Source organism: Streptomyces nogalater (assembly GCF_039532885.1).
Classification (GTDB): Bacteria; Actinomycetota; Actinomycetes; order Streptomycetales; family Streptomycetaceae; genus Streptomyces; species Streptomyces nogalater.
Genome location: NZ_BAAASM010000075.1, coordinates 127,405 through 144,762, shown reverse-complemented (window position 1 = coordinate 144,762; position 17,358 = coordinate 127,405). Strand labels below are relative to the sequence as shown.

13 protein-coding genes are annotated in these 17,358 nt (G+C 74.2%); 6 read left to right on the top strand and 7 right to left on the bottom strand.

What is annotated here, in order from left to right; translation table 11 throughout:
• Positions 1–105: 105 nt before the first annotated feature.
• On the top strand, positions 106–633 hold the full coding sequence (locus ABD350_RS36745) for a DUF4232 domain-containing protein (protein ID WP_344353591.1): 528 nt from the start codon (positions 106–108) through the stop codon (positions 631–633).
• A 36-nt stretch (positions 634–669) separates the two neighbouring features.
• On the opposite strand, the gene asnB is transcribed toward ABD350_RS36745, so the two are convergent.
• Complete coding sequence (gene asnB, locus ABD350_RS36740; RefSeq protein ID WP_344353589.1) at positions 670–2,511, bottom strand: asparagine synthase (glutamine-hydrolyzing); 1,842 nt, start codon at positions 2,509–2,511, stop codon at positions 670–672.
• Positions 2,512–2,914: 403 nt separating this feature from the next.
• Between asnB and ABD350_RS36735 the strand changes: the two genes are divergently transcribed.
• The gene (locus tag ABD350_RS36735; RefSeq protein WP_344353587.1) at positions 2,915–4,009 is read left to right on the top strand and encodes a baeRF3 domain-containing protein; all 1,095 of its coding nucleotides are present in this window, start codon (positions 2,915–2,917) and stop codon (positions 4,007–4,009) included.
• Between the two features lie 203 nt (positions 4,010–4,212).
• Positions 4,213–5,238 carry a Gfo/Idh/MocA family protein gene (locus tag ABD350_RS36730; protein ID WP_344353585.1) on the top strand — a complete coding sequence of 342 codons (1,026 nt, stop codon included), beginning with the start codon at positions 4,213–4,215 and terminating at the stop codon, positions 5,236–5,238.
• A gap of 41 nt (positions 5,239–5,279) precedes the next feature.
• Here the strand turns inward: ABD350_RS36730 and ABD350_RS36725 are convergent, their stop codons facing one another.
• Positions 5,280–5,693: an SsgA family sporulation/cell division regulator gene (locus ABD350_RS36725; RefSeq protein WP_344353727.1), complete on the bottom strand. Its 414-nt coding sequence runs from the start codon at positions 5,691–5,693 to the stop codon at positions 5,280–5,282.
• Positions 5,694–6,041: 348 nt separating this feature from the next.
• Here ABD350_RS36725 and ABD350_RS36720 point away from each other — a divergent pair, with 348 nt between their 5' ends.
• The gene (locus ABD350_RS36720; protein ID WP_344353582.1) at positions 6,042–7,478 is read left to right on the top strand and encodes a PP2C family protein-serine/threonine phosphatase; all 1,437 of its coding nucleotides are present in this window, start codon (positions 6,042–6,044) and stop codon (positions 7,476–7,478) included.
• A 39-nt stretch (positions 7,479–7,517) separates the two neighbouring features.
• Here the strand turns inward: ABD350_RS36720 and ABD350_RS36715 are convergent, their stop codons facing one another.
• Entirely contained in the window at positions 7,518–9,014 is a 1,497-nt protein-coding gene (locus ABD350_RS36715; RefSeq protein WP_344353580.1) for a DNA-binding protein NsdB, read from the bottom strand.
• Positions 9,015–9,348: 334 nt separating this feature from the next.
• Between ABD350_RS36715 and ABD350_RS36710 the strand changes: the two genes are divergently transcribed.
• Positions 9,349–10,497, top strand: a complete 1,149-nt coding sequence (locus ABD350_RS36710) for an aminoglycoside phosphotransferase family protein (RefSeq protein WP_344353578.1) — start codon at positions 9,349–9,351, stop codon at positions 10,495–10,497.
• A gap of 324 nt (positions 10,498–10,821) precedes the next feature.
• Positions 10,822–12,825: an N-acetylmuramoyl-L-alanine amidase gene (locus ABD350_RS36705; protein WP_382466671.1), complete on the top strand. Its 2,004-nt coding sequence runs from the start codon at positions 10,822–10,824 to the stop codon at positions 12,823–12,825.
• Positions 12,826–12,829: 4 nt separating this feature from the next.
• Here the strand turns inward: ABD350_RS36705 and ABD350_RS36700 are convergent, their stop codons facing one another.
• The 4 genes from ABD350_RS36700 to ABD350_RS36685 form a co-directional block, all read right to left on the bottom strand.
• Positions 12,830–13,327 (bottom strand): glycosyltransferase family protein, encoded by a 498-nt coding sequence (locus tag ABD350_RS36700; RefSeq protein ID WP_030783931.1) that lies wholly within the window; start codon positions 13,325–13,327, stop codon positions 12,830–12,832.
• A 59-nt stretch (positions 13,328–13,386) separates the two neighbouring features.
• Positions 13,387–14,814, bottom strand: a complete 1,428-nt coding sequence (locus tag ABD350_RS36695) for a 3-hydroxybutyrate oligomer hydrolase family protein (protein WP_344353575.1) — start codon at positions 14,812–14,814, stop codon at positions 13,387–13,389.
• A 139-nt stretch (positions 14,815–14,953) separates the two neighbouring features.
• On the bottom strand, positions 14,954–16,222 hold the full coding sequence (locus ABD350_RS36690) for an extracellular catalytic domain type 1 short-chain-length polyhydroxyalkanoate depolymerase (protein ID WP_344353574.1): 1,269 nt from the start codon (positions 16,220–16,222) through the stop codon (positions 14,954–14,956).
• 193 nt (positions 16,223–16,415) lie between these two features.
• Entirely contained in the window at positions 16,416–17,318 is a 903-nt protein-coding gene (locus tag ABD350_RS36685; RefSeq protein ID WP_344353572.1) for a universal stress protein, read from the bottom strand.
• Positions 17,319–17,358: the final 40 nt, after the last annotated feature.

Here is a 17,358-nt window from a genome sequence, read left to right as displayed (position 1 = left end):
GCGGGCTCCGGCCGCCGTTCGCCACGGCGTCCGGCCCGGGGCCGTCGTCCCGTTCCGCGAGCCGGGCGAAGCGTCCCGCTCCCGACCACGACAGGGGGACACCCCATGCGCATCCGCGCCGCCACAGCCGTACCCGCCGCCGTCTCGGCCGCCGCGGCCGCCCTGCTGCTGACCGCGCCGCAGAGCCAGGCCGCCGCCGGCCACGAGCGGGCCGCCCACTGCGCCGAGCGCGCGCTGACGCTGCGGGCGAAGGCCGTCACCGGCCACCGGACCGTGCTGCGGGTCAGCGTCACCAACCGCACCGCCCGCGCCTGTGTCGTCGACCGCGTGCCCACGGTGACCTTCGGCGGCCTGGACGGGGCCGCGCTGCCGGTGCCCGAGGGCGGCACCGGCGGTTACCGGCTCGCGGCGGGCGGCACCGTCTACGCCGCCGTGCGGACCATCGGCGACCCGGCGGACCCCGAGGCCCGCCGGGCGGACTCGGTCACGGTGGCGGCGTCGACCGCGCACTGGGGCCGGACCTTCGGTCCCGGACGGCTCGGCACCGGTCGGCAGGTGCTCGTCTGGGAGCCGGTGACCACCTGGTGGCAGCCGACGGCGCGGGCCGCGGACCGGATCATCGGGCTCGGCTGAGCATCCGGCCCGGTTCCGCCGGGACCGGGCACCGGCTCAGCCGAGCACCAGCTCCGGCGCGTACAGGTCCAGCCACCCGGCGAGGTCCAGGGTGCGTTCCAGACCGCGCCGGGCCGCCTGGGTGCTGACCGGTGTGTCGCGTTCGGACGCCGCCCGCACCCGGTCCCGGTCGAGCAGGTCGAACACGGGGTGGGAGGGCCTGGCCAGCAACTCCTTGGTCTGCTCCTGGAGCGCGCGGGCGTATCCGGGGTCCTGGGTGGAGGGGTACGGGCTCTTCACCCGGTCGTACACGGACTTGGGCAGGAGGTCCGCCGTCGCCTCCCGGAGCAGGCTCTTCTCCCGGCCGTCGAAGGACTTCAGGGCCCAGGGCGTGTTGTAGACGTACTCGACCAGCCGGTGGTCGCAGAACGGCACCCGGACCTCCAGGCCGACGGCCATGCTCATGCGGTCCTTGCGGTCGAGCAGCATGCGTACGAAGCGGGTCAGGTGCAGGTGGCTCATCCGCCGCATGCGGTACTCGAAGTCGCTCTCGCCGTCCAGCCGGTCGATGCCGGCGACGGCGGTGTGGTAGCCGTCGGCCACATAGCCTTCGAGGTCCAGGGCCTTGGCTATATCGGCACGCACCACATCGGCGTCCTCGCCGAAGTGGCGGTTCATGGTGGCCAGCCACGGGAAGGTGTCGGCGTGCCGCGCCTCCTCGTCGAAGAACTGCAGATAGCCGCCGAAGACCTCGTCGGCGGACTCTCCGGACAGGGCCACCGTGGACTGCTCCCGGATCGCGCGGAAGAGCAGCAGCAGCGAACTGTCCAAGTCGCCGAGACCGGACGGCAGGTCGCGGGCCCGGATCACCCGCTCGCGCACACCGGGGTCGGAGAGGGCGTCGGAGTCGAGCACGATGTCCTGGTGCGCGGTGCCGGCGAGCCGGGCCACGTCGTGCACGAAGGGTGTGTCGGGCGTGCCGCGCAGTTCGTCGGCCACGAAGTTGTCGGCCTGTCCGGCGAAGTCGACGGCGAAGCTGCGCACCTTCTCGCCGTGGGCGGCGAGCTGCCGGGCGGCGAGCGCGGTCATGGCCGAGGAGTCGAGGCCGCCGGAGAGCAGGGTGCAGCGCGGCACGTCGGAGACCAGCTGGCGGCGGACGATGTCGTCGAGGAGCGAGCGCACGGTGGCGATCGTGGTGTCACGGTCGTCGGTGTGCGGGCGGGTCTCCAGGCGCCAGTACACGCGGGTGGACAGGCCGGAGCGGTCGACGGTGACGACGGTGCCGGGTTCCACCTCGGCCATGCCGTCCCAGACGGCGTGTCCCGGGGTCTTGATCATGACGAACAGCTCGCGCAGGCCGTCCAGGGTGACACGGGGCCGGGCCAGCGGGTTGGCGAGGATCGCCTTGGGCTCGGAGCCGAACAGGACGCCGTCGGGGGTCCGGTAGTAGTAGAAGGGCTTGATGCCCATGCGGTCGCGGATCATCACCAGCTTGTCGTGCCGGCCGTCCCAGACGGCGAACGCGTACATGCCGTTGAGCCGTTCGGCGACCGCGTCGCCCCACTCCAGATAGCCGTGCAGCACCACCTCGGTGTCGGAGTCGGTGGTGAACCGGTGGCCACGGTCGGTGAGTTCCCGGCGCAGCTCGGTGAAGTTGTACGCCTCGCCGGAGTAGACCATGGCCACGGTGCCCTCGGGAGTGGGCACGGACATCGGCTGACGGCCGCCGGGCAGGTCGATGATGGCTAGCCGGCGGTGCCCCAGGGCGGCGGGCCCCTCGCTCCAGACGCCGCGGTCGTCCGGGCCCCGGCAGGCCATCGTCTCGGTCATCGCGTCCAAGGCGGCGGCCTCGGTGGTCAGATCACGGTCGAAGGAGACCCATCCGGTGATGCCGCACATGCGCTACCTCCTGCCTCCGGCCGCCGACGGACCTCCGCTCACCTGCGCTTTCCTCGGGAACGGAAGGCCGGCCGGGCAAACCAGTTGTATCGAGCATCTATATCGAGCGTCCGTCAGACGTCCGGCCGAGTCAACGCGCCGGAAACACGGGACGGGTATCCGGACCACGGTTTCGGCCGCGTTTTGCCTCAGCAAAATCCGTGGATCCCCACGTTGTCGCACGCCAGCCGACAGGAACCGGCCACAGGCAAAAACTTCCTCAAGTAAACGGCGTGTTACGTCTTCGCGATCAGAAACCTCGCCGGCAGACCCCGGAGGTCGGGTCACAGTCGCACCGGAGGGGCCGACAAAGGCCCGGATTACCCCGAATGCCGTAATGGTGATTCCGCCCTATCGTGCTGTCATGGAGCACGCACTGAGTCCCGCGACCCTTGCCGAACTGCGCCGCCCGCGCCCCTATCCGGCGGTCTCCGTGCTGACCCCGACGCACCGCCGACAACGCGGGAACGGCCAGGACCAGGTCCGGCTGCGCAACGCGCTGACCGAGGCGCGCCGGCGTCTGGAGTCCGACCCCGCCGTCACCCGCGAGCGCCGTGCCGACGTCGAGGCACAGCTCGACCGGGCCCTGGCCGAGGTCGATCTGACCCATCCCGAGGACGGTCTGGTGATCTTCGCCGCGCCGGGTGAGCACCAGGTGTGGTCCCTGGCCCGGCCCGTGCCCGAGCGGGTGGTGCTGGCGGACACCTTCCTGACCCGCAACCTGGTGTCCGCCCATACCGCCGAGCGGCCCTTCTGGGTGCTGTCGCTCTCCGCCGACCGCGTCACGCTGTGGAACGGCGGCGCCGGCCGGGTCGTCGAGGAGCACTGGGGCGGTTTCCCGCTGACGCGCGCCCGGGAGAACTTCGACGCCGAGCGGCTGATGCGGATCGGCGACCAGCCGAGCACCTTCCGCGACGAGGACACGCGCCGGTTCCTGCGCGCGGCGGACACCGCCATGAGCAGGGTCCTGCGCGAGGCTCCCCGGCCGCTGTACATCACCGGAGAGCAGGCCGCGCTGTCGCTGATGGAGGAGGCCGGCAGCGTCGCGCGGTGCGCCGTGCCGGTGCCGCGGGGCGGGCTCGCCCACGCCGGTCCGGAGGCGGTGTGGCAGGCCATCCGGCCGGTCCTGGAGGAGGAGTCCCGCAAGAACGCCGCGTCCGTCGTGCGGGAGCTCACCTCGGCGCGCGGGCGCCGGGCCTACGCGGCCGGGGTGGACGAGCTGTGGCAGAGCGCCCGGGACGGCCGCGTCCGGCTGCTCGCCGTGGAGGAGGACTACCGTACGACCGTCCGCGAGATGGGCGACCACCTGGAACCGGCCGGGCCCGGGGACCTGGACGCGCGCGACGACATCGTGGACGAGATCGTCGAGCGGTGCCTGGAGACCGGGGCCGACGTGCGCTTCGTCCCGGACGGCACGCTGGGCGGCGCGAACGGCATCGCCGGGGTGCTGCGGTACTGACCCGGCGGGGCGCGGCACGCGGAGCAGGCGGTAACCGGGCCGGCGTCCGGCGGCCGGTGAGCCGGGGTGCCGCGGCGACACCGGGCCACTCCCGCGCCGGCGCGCCCGGGTCCCGGCGTACGCTGCTGCCCGCTGCCCGCCTACGCTGCGGCCCGCTCCCCACGTACGCTACGGCGTGATCGTCGGCGTAAGGGGGCGCGCGTATGGGTGAGCTGCTGGGTGTGGCGGTACTGGGTGCCGGACACATGGGAGCGGACCACATACGGCGCCTCGATCGGGTGGTGAGCGGCGCCAGGGTCGCGGCCGTCGCCGATCCCGATCCCGCCCGGGCCGAGGCGGCGGTGGCCGGCGTGGCCGGGGTCACCGTGCACACCGACCCGCTGGCCGCTCTCGACGCGCCCGGCGTGGCGGCGGTCCTGATCGCTTCCCCGGGACCCGCGCACGAGGAGGCCCTGCTCGCCGCCTTCGCCCGCCGGCTGCCGGTGCTGTGCGAGAAGCCCATGGTGCCGGACTCCACCGGCGCCCTGCGGGTCGTGGAGGCCGAGGCCGCGCTCGGCCGGCGGTTGGCGCAGATCGGCTTCATGCGCCGCTACGACACCGAATACCGGCGGCTGAAGGCGCTGCTGGACGGCGGCGGTCTGGGCCGGCCCCTGATGCTGCACTGCACCCACCGCAACGTCTCCTCGCCCGACGGCTTCACCAGCGCCATGCTGATCAACAGCTCGGTGTCGCACGAGATCGACGCGGCCCGCTGGCTGCTCGGGCAGGAGCTGACGGCGGTCACCGTGCTGCGGCCCACGCCGTCCTCGGGTGCGCCCGAAGGTCTGTCCGACCCGCAGTTCGTGCTGTTCGAGACCGAGTCGGGGGCCTTGGTGGACGTCGAGGTCTTCGTCAACTGCGGTTTCGGCTACCAGGTGCGGTGCGAGGCGGTGTGCGAGGCGGGCAGCGCGCGGATCGGCGAGGCGCACACCATGGTGGTCACCACCCGGGAGGGGGCCCGCGAGGAGGTGGCGCGGGACTATCTCGTCCGCTTCGCCGACGCCTACGACCGGGAGGTGCAGGCCTGGGTCGACGCCACCCGGCGCGGTGAGGTCACCGGCCCCGGCGCCTGGGACGGGTACGCGGCGTCCGTGGTCGCCGAGGCGGGCGTACGGTCCCTGGAGACCGGCGCCCGGGTGGCCGTCGCACCGGCCCCGCGCCCGGCGCTGTACGCCCGGCCCGGCGGCTGACGCTCCGCCCGGCCCCGCCAGGGGCCCGCGGCGGGGCCGGCTCACACGCCCCCGAACAGCGCGCTCAGCCCCCGTTCCACCACCGCCGTCACGTCCTCCTCGCCGCTCGCCACCACCTCGTACGTGCGCCCCAGGAAGCAGCGCAGCGCCGAGGCCGGGAAGAGCAGTACGGCCATGCCGTGCGGCGAGTGGAGTTCCAGGACGGTCCGGGTGCGGCCGTAGGGCCATATCCGCACGTCCCCCCGCCCGGCCGGGGCCCCGAGCCCCTCGTCGAGCAGGGAGCGCGCGAAGGTCCAGGTGACCTCCTCGCCGTGCAGGGCGGCCTCGGCGGGGAAGTCCAGGTACACCGCGAGCGGGTCGTCCGCCGTGTAGCGGAGCGTGGCGGGCACCGGGACCTCACGGTCCCCGGCGGCGACGAGGCGGGCGTGGACGAGCTGTGCGACGGTGGTCTCCATGCTCATAAGGAGTCCGTGCGGGCCGGTCGCATGCCGTCAATTCCGGTCAGAGTTCGGCAGGTACCGGCCGCTCCGGCGCTCCCGGGAACGCGGCACTGTCGAACGTCCGCCCGAACACCGGCGCCGGACCGCCCGTCTCGCCCAACACACGTACGATTCCTACGACTTGGACGCCGCGACGGGTACGCCTTTCGTCCCCATGGATCCCTCCGGAAGGACTCTGGCATATGCCTTTGGCACCACCGTAACGTGTGTTGCCAAATCCCTTACAGCCGGTCGCGGGCTGTGCGAGAGTCGTAACGGTCCCCGCCGTCACCCGCCGTACCGTCCCCCATACCGGAGTGCGTCATGCCGTCCCCAGTCTCAGCGGACCGCCCAGCCGCCCAGCCGCCCGGCCGTGGCTCGGTCGAGGCGCTGATAAGGCAGACGCGGCGGCTCAAGGGCGACGTGGACGCCGTACGGCGTGACACCCCCCGCGGCGACGGAGCGGACCCCGAGGAACGCTGGCAGCGCGCCCTGTACGACCTCGCCCTGCGTCAACTGAACGACATCGACGCCCACTTGGCCCAGTTGCGGGACGGCCCGCCGCCCGGTCCCGCCCGGCCGGACACACCGTCCGCCGCCGCGCCGGCGCCGGAGTCGGCCGCCCCCGGCGGTTCGCTGCTCGCCCGCGTCGGCAGCGCCGAGTGGAACCTGCTGACGGACCGGGCCACCTGGTCCGCGGAGCTGTACCGGATCCTCGGTCTCGACCCGGCCGGGCCCGCCCTCACCCTGGACGAGCTGCCCGGTCTGGTCCTGGCGGAGGACCGGCCGGAACTCACCGAGATGGTGACGGCCTGCCTGGTCGACGCCAAGCCGATCGACGGCGAGTTCCGCGTCGTACGGCCCGACGGCACCGTACGGACCGTGCACATGATGGGCGAACCCGTGCTCGGCGCCGACGGCGGCACGACCTCCATGTGGGCCGTGCTCCGCGACGTCAGCGAATTGCGCCGCAGCCAGCGGACGGTGTCCGAGACCCGTGACTTTCTGCACCGGCACCGCCGGCGGGAGCAGGCCGAGGACCGGATCGCGGCCGAGTTACAGGACGCCGTGCTGCCGCCCTGGCACGGCTCCCTGCGGCTGCCGCACCAGGGGCCGGCGGCCCTGGACCTGGCCGCCCACCGCCTCCCGGCCGCGACCGCCACCCTGATCGGCGCGGACTGGTACGACGCGCTGGAGCTGGCCGACGGCCAGACCCTGCTCACCGTGGGCGGCCTCACCGGACAGGGCGTGGCCGTCGCCTCCGGCATGGCGACGCTGCTCGGCGCCGTACGCGGCATGGCGATGACCGGCACCCGGCCCGGACGGCTGCTCACCCTGCTCAACCGGCTGCTGGACACCGCCGCGCAGCCCACCCTCGGCAGCGCCGTCTGCTGCCGCTACCTGCCCACGACCCGCACCCTTGTGTGGGCTCGCGCCGGACACCCCGCCCCGCTGCTGTACCGCGACGGGACGGGGCACCTGCTGGACGCACCGGACGGCACCCCCCTCGGCGCCTCCTCCACGGCCGGTTACGAGGAGTCCGCCGTCACCCTGCGACCGGGCGACCTGCTCCTGCTGCACACCGGCGCACTGCTGCCGGAACACGGCGGGACCGCGACCGTGGACCGGCTGCTCGGCCTCGCCCCCCGGTTCGGCCCCGCGCAGACCGCACGGGACTGTGTGCGCACGGTCGTCGAGGAGTTCGACCACCCCGGGCGCGAGGACGACGCGTGCGTGCTCGCCGCCAAGGTCACCCCCTGACGGTCACCGGCCCGTCGGACCGGGCGGCGCGCAGGTCCCCTACACCTGCGCGCCGGCACCGTCCTTCCTGGCCCGCTGCTTGGGCAGGGCGACTCTGATCTCCTCGCGCAGCTCCTGGATCCTGGGATAGCCGGCGTACTGCGCGGTCAGCCGGTACATCTCCCGCAGCCGGTCCCAGGTGCGACGCGAGGAGTTCGAGCCCATCGCCATCAGGGCCAGCCGCGCGTAGCGGTCGGCCTGTTCGGGGTCGTCGGCGATGAAGCAGGCCGACGCCATGGACAGATGATCGAAGATCCTCGACCGCTCCCGTCCGTCCACCCGCAGGGCCAGGGCCTTCTGCGCGTAGTGCTGGGCGGGACCGGCCGCCTTCGGGTCGAACTCCGCCAGGGTGCGGTAGGCGAGCGCCTGCATGCCGTACAGGTCCTCGTCCTTGAAGGTCTGCATCCAGTCCGGTGTCGCCGCGTCCCGCCGGTCGGTGACGAACAGGTCCTCCGCCCGGCCGAGCGTGCGGCGCATCGCCTGCCCCTTGCCCATCGCCGCCTGTGCCCAGGCCTCGATGGTGTGGAACATCGCCTTCGTACGCGGCTGGAGACGGTCCCCGGCACCGGACTGGGCCAGCTTCATCAGGTCCAGGGCCTCGTCCGGTCGGCCGAGGTGCACCATCTGCCGGGCCGCCCGGGACAGCGCCTCCCCCGCCCGGGGCCGGTCACCGCCCTCCCGGGCGGCGTGGGCGGCGATCACGAAGTACTTCTGCGCCGTGGGTTCCAGGCCGACGTCGTGCGACATCCAGCCCGCGAGGACGGCCAGGTTGGCGGCGACGCCCCACAGGCGCCGCTGAAGGTGGGGGGGATGGTGGTAGGCGAGCATGCCGCCCACCTCGTTGAGCTGGCCCACCACCGCCTTGCGCTGGAGCCCGCCGCCACGGGCCGCGTCCCACGCGCGGAACACCCCGACCGAGTGCTCCAGCGCCTCGATCTCCTGGGATCCGACAGGGGCGGCCTCGTACCGGTCGAAGCCGGCCGGATCGGCGTGCAAAGGGTCGTCGAGAACAGGGGCATCGGCCCTCAGGGCCGGGTCGGTGTGCAGCCATTCGTACATGGCACCGCTGAGTGTGGATCCCGTGGCGAGCGCGGCACCCGCGCCCACCAAGCCGCGTCGGTTGAGCATGAGGTCCATTCCCGTGAATTCGGTGAGGACCGCGGCGGTCCGCTCGGGCGGCCAGGGCAGGCCGTCGGGGTGTTCCTCGATCCCGTCGCCCTGTCGTTTCCCCGCACGCCCCTGCCGTACCAGACCGAGGTCCTCGATGGTCACGACACGGCCGAGACGCTCGGTGAACAGGGCCGCCAGCATCCGCGGCACGGGATCGCGCGGGATCTCTCCCATGTCGATCCACCGCCGCACCCGGGAGGTGTCGGTCGCCAGCTGGGGGTGGCCCATGGCCGCCGCCTGCCGGTTGACCAGTCTCGCGAGTTCGCCCTTCGACCAGCCGGCCAGGCCGAACAGGTCCGCAAGGCGGGTGTTGGGTCGTCCGCTCACGTCAAGCCCCCAGGTTCTCGGCTGAGTTGACAGTAGCCGGGTGCGGGTTGCCGGGCGACTATTCGCCACGGTTCGCCAGGGTGCGCCAGATGGTGTGCCACCGCTCATCGGGTGTCAGGTAGGAAAGCGCCACCCCGACCTGGTCCGCCACCTCCCGGTGACGGCCATCCGGTCGCACATGCCGGGCACATTCCCCAGGGTGTGCCCGGAGGGCCGGGTCGGGTGGGCGTACGCTCCCGAAACCACGCTCACGGGGCACACTCCCGCGAGCACGGGTTCGGAGTGCGGACGTACAGGCAGGCACAGCAGGCACACGAAGGGATCTGTCTTCCCCATGTACGCAGCATCGTCCTCCGTGTCCGCCCCGGCCCGGCCGCTGCGCTCCCGTCCTGCGGGTGGCGGGCCGTACCTGGACCCGGTGGCGCGTCCCGGCGTCCCCGTGCCGGGGGTGGGCCGGCCACGGCGGGTACCGGGCCGGCCCGGGGCCCAGCCGCTCAGCGGGCGGCTGGACCTGTCCGGCCCGCAGGGCGCGCAGCTGCGGACCGCGCTCGCCTCGGTGCAGCGGATCTGCCCCGAGTTCGCACCGGTGCAGGTGCTGCGGCGCAACGGGCGGTCGGTCCTCCTGGTCGGGACGACGGGACGCGGTACGGCGGTCGCCAAGTGCCTGCTGGACCACTCGCCGGCGTGGGTGGAGCGGAGCCGGCAGGAAATAGCCGCATACCGCTCGTTCGTCCGGCACCGGCCGCCGGTGCGGGTGCCGAGGCTGATCGCGGCGGACCCGGACAACTGCACGCTGGTGATCGAACGGCTGCCGGGCCGCCCGGTGGCGTTCCAGCGGCACCCGATGGAGGCACCTCCGCGCGCGGACATCCGGGCCGCGCTCGGCGCCATCTGCCGGCTGAACGCCTGGCGTCCCCCGGCGGGCACCTTCGACATGCCGCTGGACTACGCGGCCCGCATCTCCCGGTTCCACGAGCTGGGCCTGCTCACCGACCGGGACCTCGGCGACCTGCAGAAGCTGCTGCACGGCATCGCCCACGAGGTGGGCCGGCAGGGCATGCTCCAGTTCTGCCACGGCGACGCCCTGCTGTCGAACATCCTGCTGTCCCCGGCCGGTCCGGTGCTGGTGGACTGGGAGCACGCGGGCTGGTATCTGCCGGGGTACGACCTGGCGACGCTGTGGCTGGTCCTCGGGGACGCCGCTCCGGTGGCCCGCCGGCACATCAGCCAGCTCGCCCAGTCGGCGGGCCCGGCCTCCCGGGACGCCTTCCTGGTGAACCTGATGCTGCTGCTGACCCGGGAGGTCCGCACGTACGAGACGGCCGTGCAGCGTTCGATGCAGGAGGCGGCCCCCGTACCCCCGGGAGCGACGCAGCCGGGCGCCCTGCAGTCCGGCGAGGAACAGCGGCTGCTGCTGCGGCGGTTGCACGACGACTGCCAGCTGGTCCGCAGGGCGGTGCGGGCGGCGGTCGGCACGCGCTGAGGACGGAGGACGGCCCCGCGGTGCGCCCCCAGCGGCGGCGCGCCGCGGTCCTGCGTCCGGCGGCGCACCGCGGCCCTTCGCCCGGGGCGGGCGGGCGGCGGCCGGTGGTGTACGCCGGTGACGCCTCGCAGGCCCGGGCAGCGCCGCCGCGAAAATCCCCCGGACCCCTTGGGGACGCGTCGCCCGACCCCTCCCTGACGCATCACCCGTTCCCTCCGTGACGTGGGAAGTCGCCTGTCGGCCGGCGACATTGACGGGTCGTCGGCGAACCGGTACGACTGACCCACCCGGCGCCGCACGCCCCGTCCTTCACTGGAGGCCGCCTTGCGAGGACCCGCCACCGCTCCCCCGGCCCCGGCCGGCCCCGGACGCCCGCCGCGGGCCGCCGTCCCGCTCGCCTCCGCGGCCCTGCTGCTGTCCCTGCTCGGCGCGGCCCCCGCCCATCCCGCCCCGGGCCCCTCCGCGCACCGTCTGCAACAGGCGTTCGCCACCGCGGCGGCCGACTACCACGTGCCGCAGAGCGTGCTGCTGGCCGTCTCCTACCTCCAGTCCCGCTGGGACAGCCACGGTGGCGCGCCGAGCGTGACGGGCGGCTACGGCCCGATGCACCTGACCGACGCGCGTACCGCGCTCGCCACCGCCGGGCATCCCATGGCGGAACACTTCGCCGGGGCGGCGGAGGATCCCCGCGGCGACACCGCCCGTGCCGCACTGCGGCCCCCGGCACCGCGCCCCACGGCCGGGACTCCGGCGCCCGCGGCGGTCCCGGCCCGGCTGCGGACGCTGCCGGAGGCCGCGGAGCTGACCGGTATCCCGGCCGCGCGGCTGCGTTCGGACCCGGTGGCGAACGTGGCCGGCGGTGCCGCGCTGCTCGCCGCCGCGCAGAAGGAGCTGGGCGGGCCGGCGAGCGCCGATCCCGCCGACTGGTACGGCGCGGTGGCCCGGTTCTCCGGCGCCGACGACACGGCGACCGCCGCCGCGTACGCCGACGACGTGTACGACGTGCTGCGCACCGGCGAGCAGCGGGTCACGGACGACGGCCAGCTGGTGACCCTGGCCGCCCGGCCCGGGCCGGCCCCCGACACCGGCCGGCTGCGGCGGGCGGGCCTGCGCACGCTGCCGGCGGACGGCACCGAGTGCCCCCGGTCGGTCTCGTGCACCTCGGTCCCGGCGCCGTACGAGGAGTTCGGGGACCACGACTACGGCAATCACGACCTGGGCGACCGCCCGGCCTCCCAGCGGATCAAGTACATCGTCATCCATGACACGGAGGGATCCTGGGAAGGGGTCATGAACCTGATCCAGGACCCCACCTATGTGTCGTGGAACTACACCATTCGCTCGACCGATGGGTTGATCGCCCAGCATGTGAAGGCGAAGGACGTGGCCTGGCACGCGGGCAACTGGGATGTCAACGCCCGGTCGATCGGCATCGAGCACGAGGGTTTCCTCGCCGCCCCGGACACCTGGTACACGGAGGCCATGTACCGTTCCTCGGCGCGGCTGGTGCGGTACCTGGCCAGGGCGTACGGCATCCCGCTGGACCGGCAGCACATCCTGGGCCACGACAACGTGCCCGGGCCGACCGCCTCCACGATCCCCGGAATGCACACGGACCCCGGCCCGTACTGGGACTGGCGGCACTACTTCCGGCTGCTGGGCCGGCCGCTGCGGGGCACGGCCGGGCCGCACTCGGGCGTGCTCACGGTGCTGCCGGACTACGAGGCGAACCGGCCCGTGTACACCGGCTGCACCACCAAGGGCGAGCCGTGCCCGGCGCACGGCTCCGGCGAGGTGCGGCTGTACACGGACCACGACGAGAACGCGCCGCTGGTCAGGGACATCGGGCTGCGGACGGACCCGACCGACGGGGTGAACGATCTGTCCTCGCGGGTCTCCACCGGCCAGCAGTACGCGGTGGCCGGCCGCTGGGGCGACTGGACGGCCATCTGGTACCTCGGGCAGCGGGCCTGGTTCCGCGACCCGGCCGGACAGCGGACGGCGGTGCCCGCGAGGGGCCTGGTGGTGACCCCGCGCGAGGGCCTGGCGAGCGTCCCGGTGTACGGCCGTGCCTACCCGGAGAAGGCGGCCTATCCGGCGGACGTCCCCGCCCAGTCGGTGGTGCCGCTGCCCTACACGATCCCGGCCGGGCAGCGGTACGTGGTCGGTGACCAGGTGCCGGGCGAGTACTACTACGCCGTCACCTTCACCCCCGGCGCGCACCGGGTGGTGGTGGGCGAGGACCGGTACTACGAGATCCAGTACGGCCACCGGGTCGCGTTCGTCCGGGCCGCGGACGTGACGGTCGAGGACGCGGCCGGCCGGTGAGGTCTCAGCCCTGCTGGAACAGTTCCGCCGGGAGCGGCTTCAGCAGGGCGTACAGGTCGTCGGTGATGGGCCGGTCCCAGGCGGCGATGGTCACCAGGACGCCGTCGCTGCGGTCGAACTGGACGCAGGAGATCCGGCTCTCGGAGAGCTTCAGCCGCCGCACGATGAGGAGGTTGTCGCCCTGGAGCACCGGGGTGTCCTCGGTGCCGACGACGGTGACCTCCTCGTCGTTCTCCAGCGCCAGCAGCAGCTGGCCCACCTCGAAGGGGATCTCGCCCTCGGCGACGTCACGGGCCGGGGAGCCCTCGGGGAGATTGCCGATGATCATGGCGGGGCCGCGTCCGCCGAACAGGTCGTAGCGCAGGAAGACACCCTGACAGGTGCCGTCGGGGGCGGGCAGCAGGCCCGCGCCGAGATTGCCCGGCCAGTCGCCCGGGTCCATGGCCAGCACGTCGAAGTCGGGTCCGGCGGGGGTCGCGCTGCGGCGGCGGAGGAACGACATGCGGCCATGGTACGTGCCCGTGCTGCGCCGGGTGACCTGTGGGCGCCCGGGGGTACCGGCTAGCGCAGCGGGCAGCTGGTGAGCAGGGTGGCGGGGTCCGCGCCGGCCGGGCGGGCGACCGTGCGGTCCGCCGGGGGGCGGGCCGTTCCGGCGATCCAGCGTTCCAGGGCGGTGAAGGCGGCGCGGTGGCAGGGCACCATCGGGCGCAGCCGGTCCGGGAAGGTGTCGGCCAGGGCGTCGGTGTGGGTGCCGTCCTCGATGCGGTAGTAGCGCAGCAGGGAGCCGCGGCCGGCCGCGTGGACCATGCGGGCGTAGACGTCGGAGTCCTGGCTGATGGGGAGCAGCACGTCGAGGGTGCCGTGGAGGGTGATCAGGGGTTTGCCGATGCGGCCGGTCAGGGCGATGCGGTCGACCGCCCGGCGGGCGGCGGGGCGGGTCCGGTAGGCGTAGTCGGCGTCGCAGCCGGGGGTGCCGGAGGCGCAGTACGGGGTGCCCGCCTCGGTGGCGCCGTCGTAGCCGGGGTCGAGTTCCTCGCGGTAGAGGCGCTGGGTGAGGTCCCAGTAGGCCTGGTGGTGGTACGGCCACAGGAACTGAGAGCCGGCCGGGTAGCCGGCCCGGTGCATCGCCGCCGTGGCCTCGGGTGCCTTCGGGCCGCCGGCGGCGTGGCCGGGGTAGTGGCGCAGGGCGGCCGGCAGGAAGGTGAGCGGGTTGGGGCCGTCGGCGCGCCAGAGGGTGCCCTCCCAGTCGACTCCGCCGTCGTACAGCTCCGGGTGGTGCTCCAGCTGCCAGCGCACCAGGTAGCCGCCGTTGGACAGGCCGGTGGCGAGGGTGCGGGCCGGGGGCCGGTGGTAGTGCCGGGTGACGACGGTGCGGGCGGCGCGGGTCAGCTGGGTGAGGCGGGTGTTCCATTCGGCGACGGCGTCGCCGGGCCGGCGGCCGTCGCGGAAGAAGGCCGTGCCGGTGTTGCCCTTGTCGGTGGCGGCGTAGGCGTAGCCGCGGGCGAGGACCCAGTCGGCGATGACCCGGTCGCCCGCGTACTGCTCGCGGTTGCCGGGGGTGCCCGCGACCACCAGGCCGCCGTTCCAGCGGTCGGGCAGCCGGATCACGAACTGGGAGTCGTGGTGCCAGCCGTGGTTGGTGTTGGTGGTGGAGGTGTCCGGGAAGTAGCCGTCGATCTGGATGCCGGGGACGCCCGTGGGCGTGGGCAGGTCCTTGGGTGTGAGGCCCGCGTAGTCGGCCGGGTCGGTGTGCCCGGAGGCGACGGTCTTGGCGGTGGTCAGTTCGTCCAGGCAGTCGGCCCGCTGGCGGGCGGCACCGGGTACGCGCGGCAGGGCGCGTCCGGCGCAGTGTGCGTCCGGGTTCCCGGGGGCGGCGGTCGTGGCGCCGGCCGGGGTGACCGGGGTGGTCAGGAGCGCGCAGACGGCGGCGAGCGACAGGGCGCCGAGCGTGCCGGGCCGGGCGCGGTGTTGTGTGCGGTGCGGGACCATACGGCTCCTCCGGCGGGTTGGGGACGCGCTGGAGGCTAGGGGTGGTGTGGGGGCTGCGGACATGTGTGGGGCCGCCATGATGACGGCCCGTTCGGCGGTGCCGGCCACCATGGCGGCGTGGTGTGGCCGCTGACTGCGGTCAGGGGCAGCCGGTGTCGGCGAGGGTGAAGTAGCCCGTGGGTGACTCCTTCAGGGTGTGGGTGACGAACGTGTTGTACAGGCCCATGGTCTGGCCGGAGCCGACGGCGTAGGTGTAGCCGCCGCCGGTGGTGGCCCGTCCCGCCTGGACGTGGGCGTAGTTGCTCGCCGTCCAGCAGGCGGCGGGGCCGGGGTCGCCCGGATCCGGGTCACCCGGGCCGGGATCGCCGGGGCCGGTGGTGTCCAGGCCGAAGAACCGGGCGATCCAGCGGCTGGAGCAGATGGAGTCCAGGAAGTACGGCGCGCCGGTGCTGCCGCACTGCTCGGCGCCGGTGCCGGGGTCGACCGGGGTGCCGTGGCCGATGCCGGGGACCCGGTCGACCTCGACGGCCACGGTGCCGTCGGCGGCCAGGTACTGGTCCTGCCGGGTGGCGTCCGGCCCGATGACCGTGGTCCGGGTGGGCGTCTGGGCCAGGCCGTGCAGGGCCGTCCACTGGTCGCGCAGTTCACCGGCGTTGCGCGGTACGACGGTGGTGTCCTGGTCGCCGTACCAGATGGCCACGCGCGGCCAGGGCCCGGTGTACGACGGGTAGGCGTCGCGCACCCGCTGGGCCCAGTCGGCGGGGCTCCGGTCGGCACCGGGGTTCATGCAGAGGTAGGGGCCGCTGTCCCGGGCGCAGTCGTAGGGCAGGCCGGCGACGACCGCGCCCGCGGAGAAGACGTCGGGATAGGTGGCGAGCATGACCGCGGTCATCGCGCCGCCGGCGGACAGGCCGGTGACATGGACGCGGCCCGGATCGGCGCCGTAGGCGGTGACGGCGTGGCTCACCATCTGCCGGATGGACAGGGCCTCGCCCTGGCCGCGCCGGTTGTCGCCCGGCTGGAACCAGTTGAAGCACTTGTTGAGGTTGTTGGCGGTGCCGGTCTCGGCGAGCACCAGCAGGAAGCCGTCCTGGTCGGCGAGCCGGGGCAGCCCGGAGTTGTCGGCGTAGCCCTGGGCGTTCTGGGTGCAGCCGTGCAGGGCCACCACCACCGCGGGGCGGGCCGGCAGGGTGGCGGGCCGGTACACGTACATGGTGAGGGCGCCCGGGTTGGACCCGAAGCCGCTCACCTTGGTGAGGGTGACGGCTGCGCGGGCCTGGGGTGCTGGGGCGGCGAGCGCGGTGCCGAGGACGACGGCGAGGACGGCGAGCAGGCGGGGCAGGAGGCGGGGCAGCAGCCGGGCGCGGGGACGCGCGGTGGGGGCCCCGGGCAGCGGGGGCAGGGGCATGGCGGCTCCTTCGGTGGACACACGGGTCCCGGCCGCTCCGGCGCGGGTGGCGCCGGAGCGGCGGGGGTGGCGGAACCGTAGGTTCGGGTGTGTCCGGGCACCATGGTGTCGCGCCCCACAGCCGGCGGGGCGCCGGTCGGCTCCGGGGGGATTGCGGAGCGCGGTGCGGTCTGCTAGGGCGCCGCCCCCGGCCTCATTCCTTGTGCGGGGCCGGCGGTACCACCGCGACGGGGCTCGCCGCGTGCAGCAGTACGGCCTGGGTGACCGAGCCCATCATGCGGGCCGGGGCGAGGAGCCGCCGCCGGTGCCGGCCGACGACCACGAGGTCGGCGTCCCGGGAGGCGGCGACCAGGTGGCCGGCCGCGTCGCCGGGCAGCGCCTCGGTGGCGGCGCGGACGTCGGGGTGGCGCTCGCGGTGCGGGGCGAGGAAGCCGTCGGCGAGGGTGCGGGTCTCGTCCGCCACGGCGTCCTGGTCGACCAGGGGCGGCGTCGGCTGGCCGGGCGCGGTCCAGATCTGCACCGGCCACGGGTAGGCTGCGATCACCTGGAGCCGGGCGTGGCGCAGGGCGGCCTCGGCGAAGGCGAAGGCGAGGACGTCTTCGTCGGGGCTGTCGGCGTGCAGTCCGACGACGACCCGGGGCCCGGGTCCGGCGGGGCCCTCCCCGTGTACCTCGCGGCCGGGCGGGGGGACGACGACCACGGGGCACCGGGCGTCCCGGGCGGCGGCGAGGCCGTTGGAGCCGAGCAGCAGGCTGGCGAAGCCGCCGCGGCCCCGGGAGCCGAGCACCAGCAGTTGGGCGTCGTCGCCGAGTTCGGGCAGGACGGCGCCGGGTACGCCCTCCAGGGCCACGTACTCCACGGCCGGTCGCCCGGCGTGGTCCCCGAGCCGGGTGCGCACCTCGTCGAGCACCGGGTCGTCCTCGGTGTCGGGCGGTCCGGCGACCAGTACGCCGGCCTGGCCCCAGGCGGCGTACTGCCGTACGTGCACCACGCGCAGCGGGGCCGCGCGGCGGCGGGCGGCGTCCAGGGCCCAGTCCAGGGCGCGCAGACTGTCCGAGGAACCGTCGACCGCGGCGATGACCGGCGCAGCGTTCATCCTTCTCACCTCCGGAACACGACCTTCCCCTTGCTGGGGC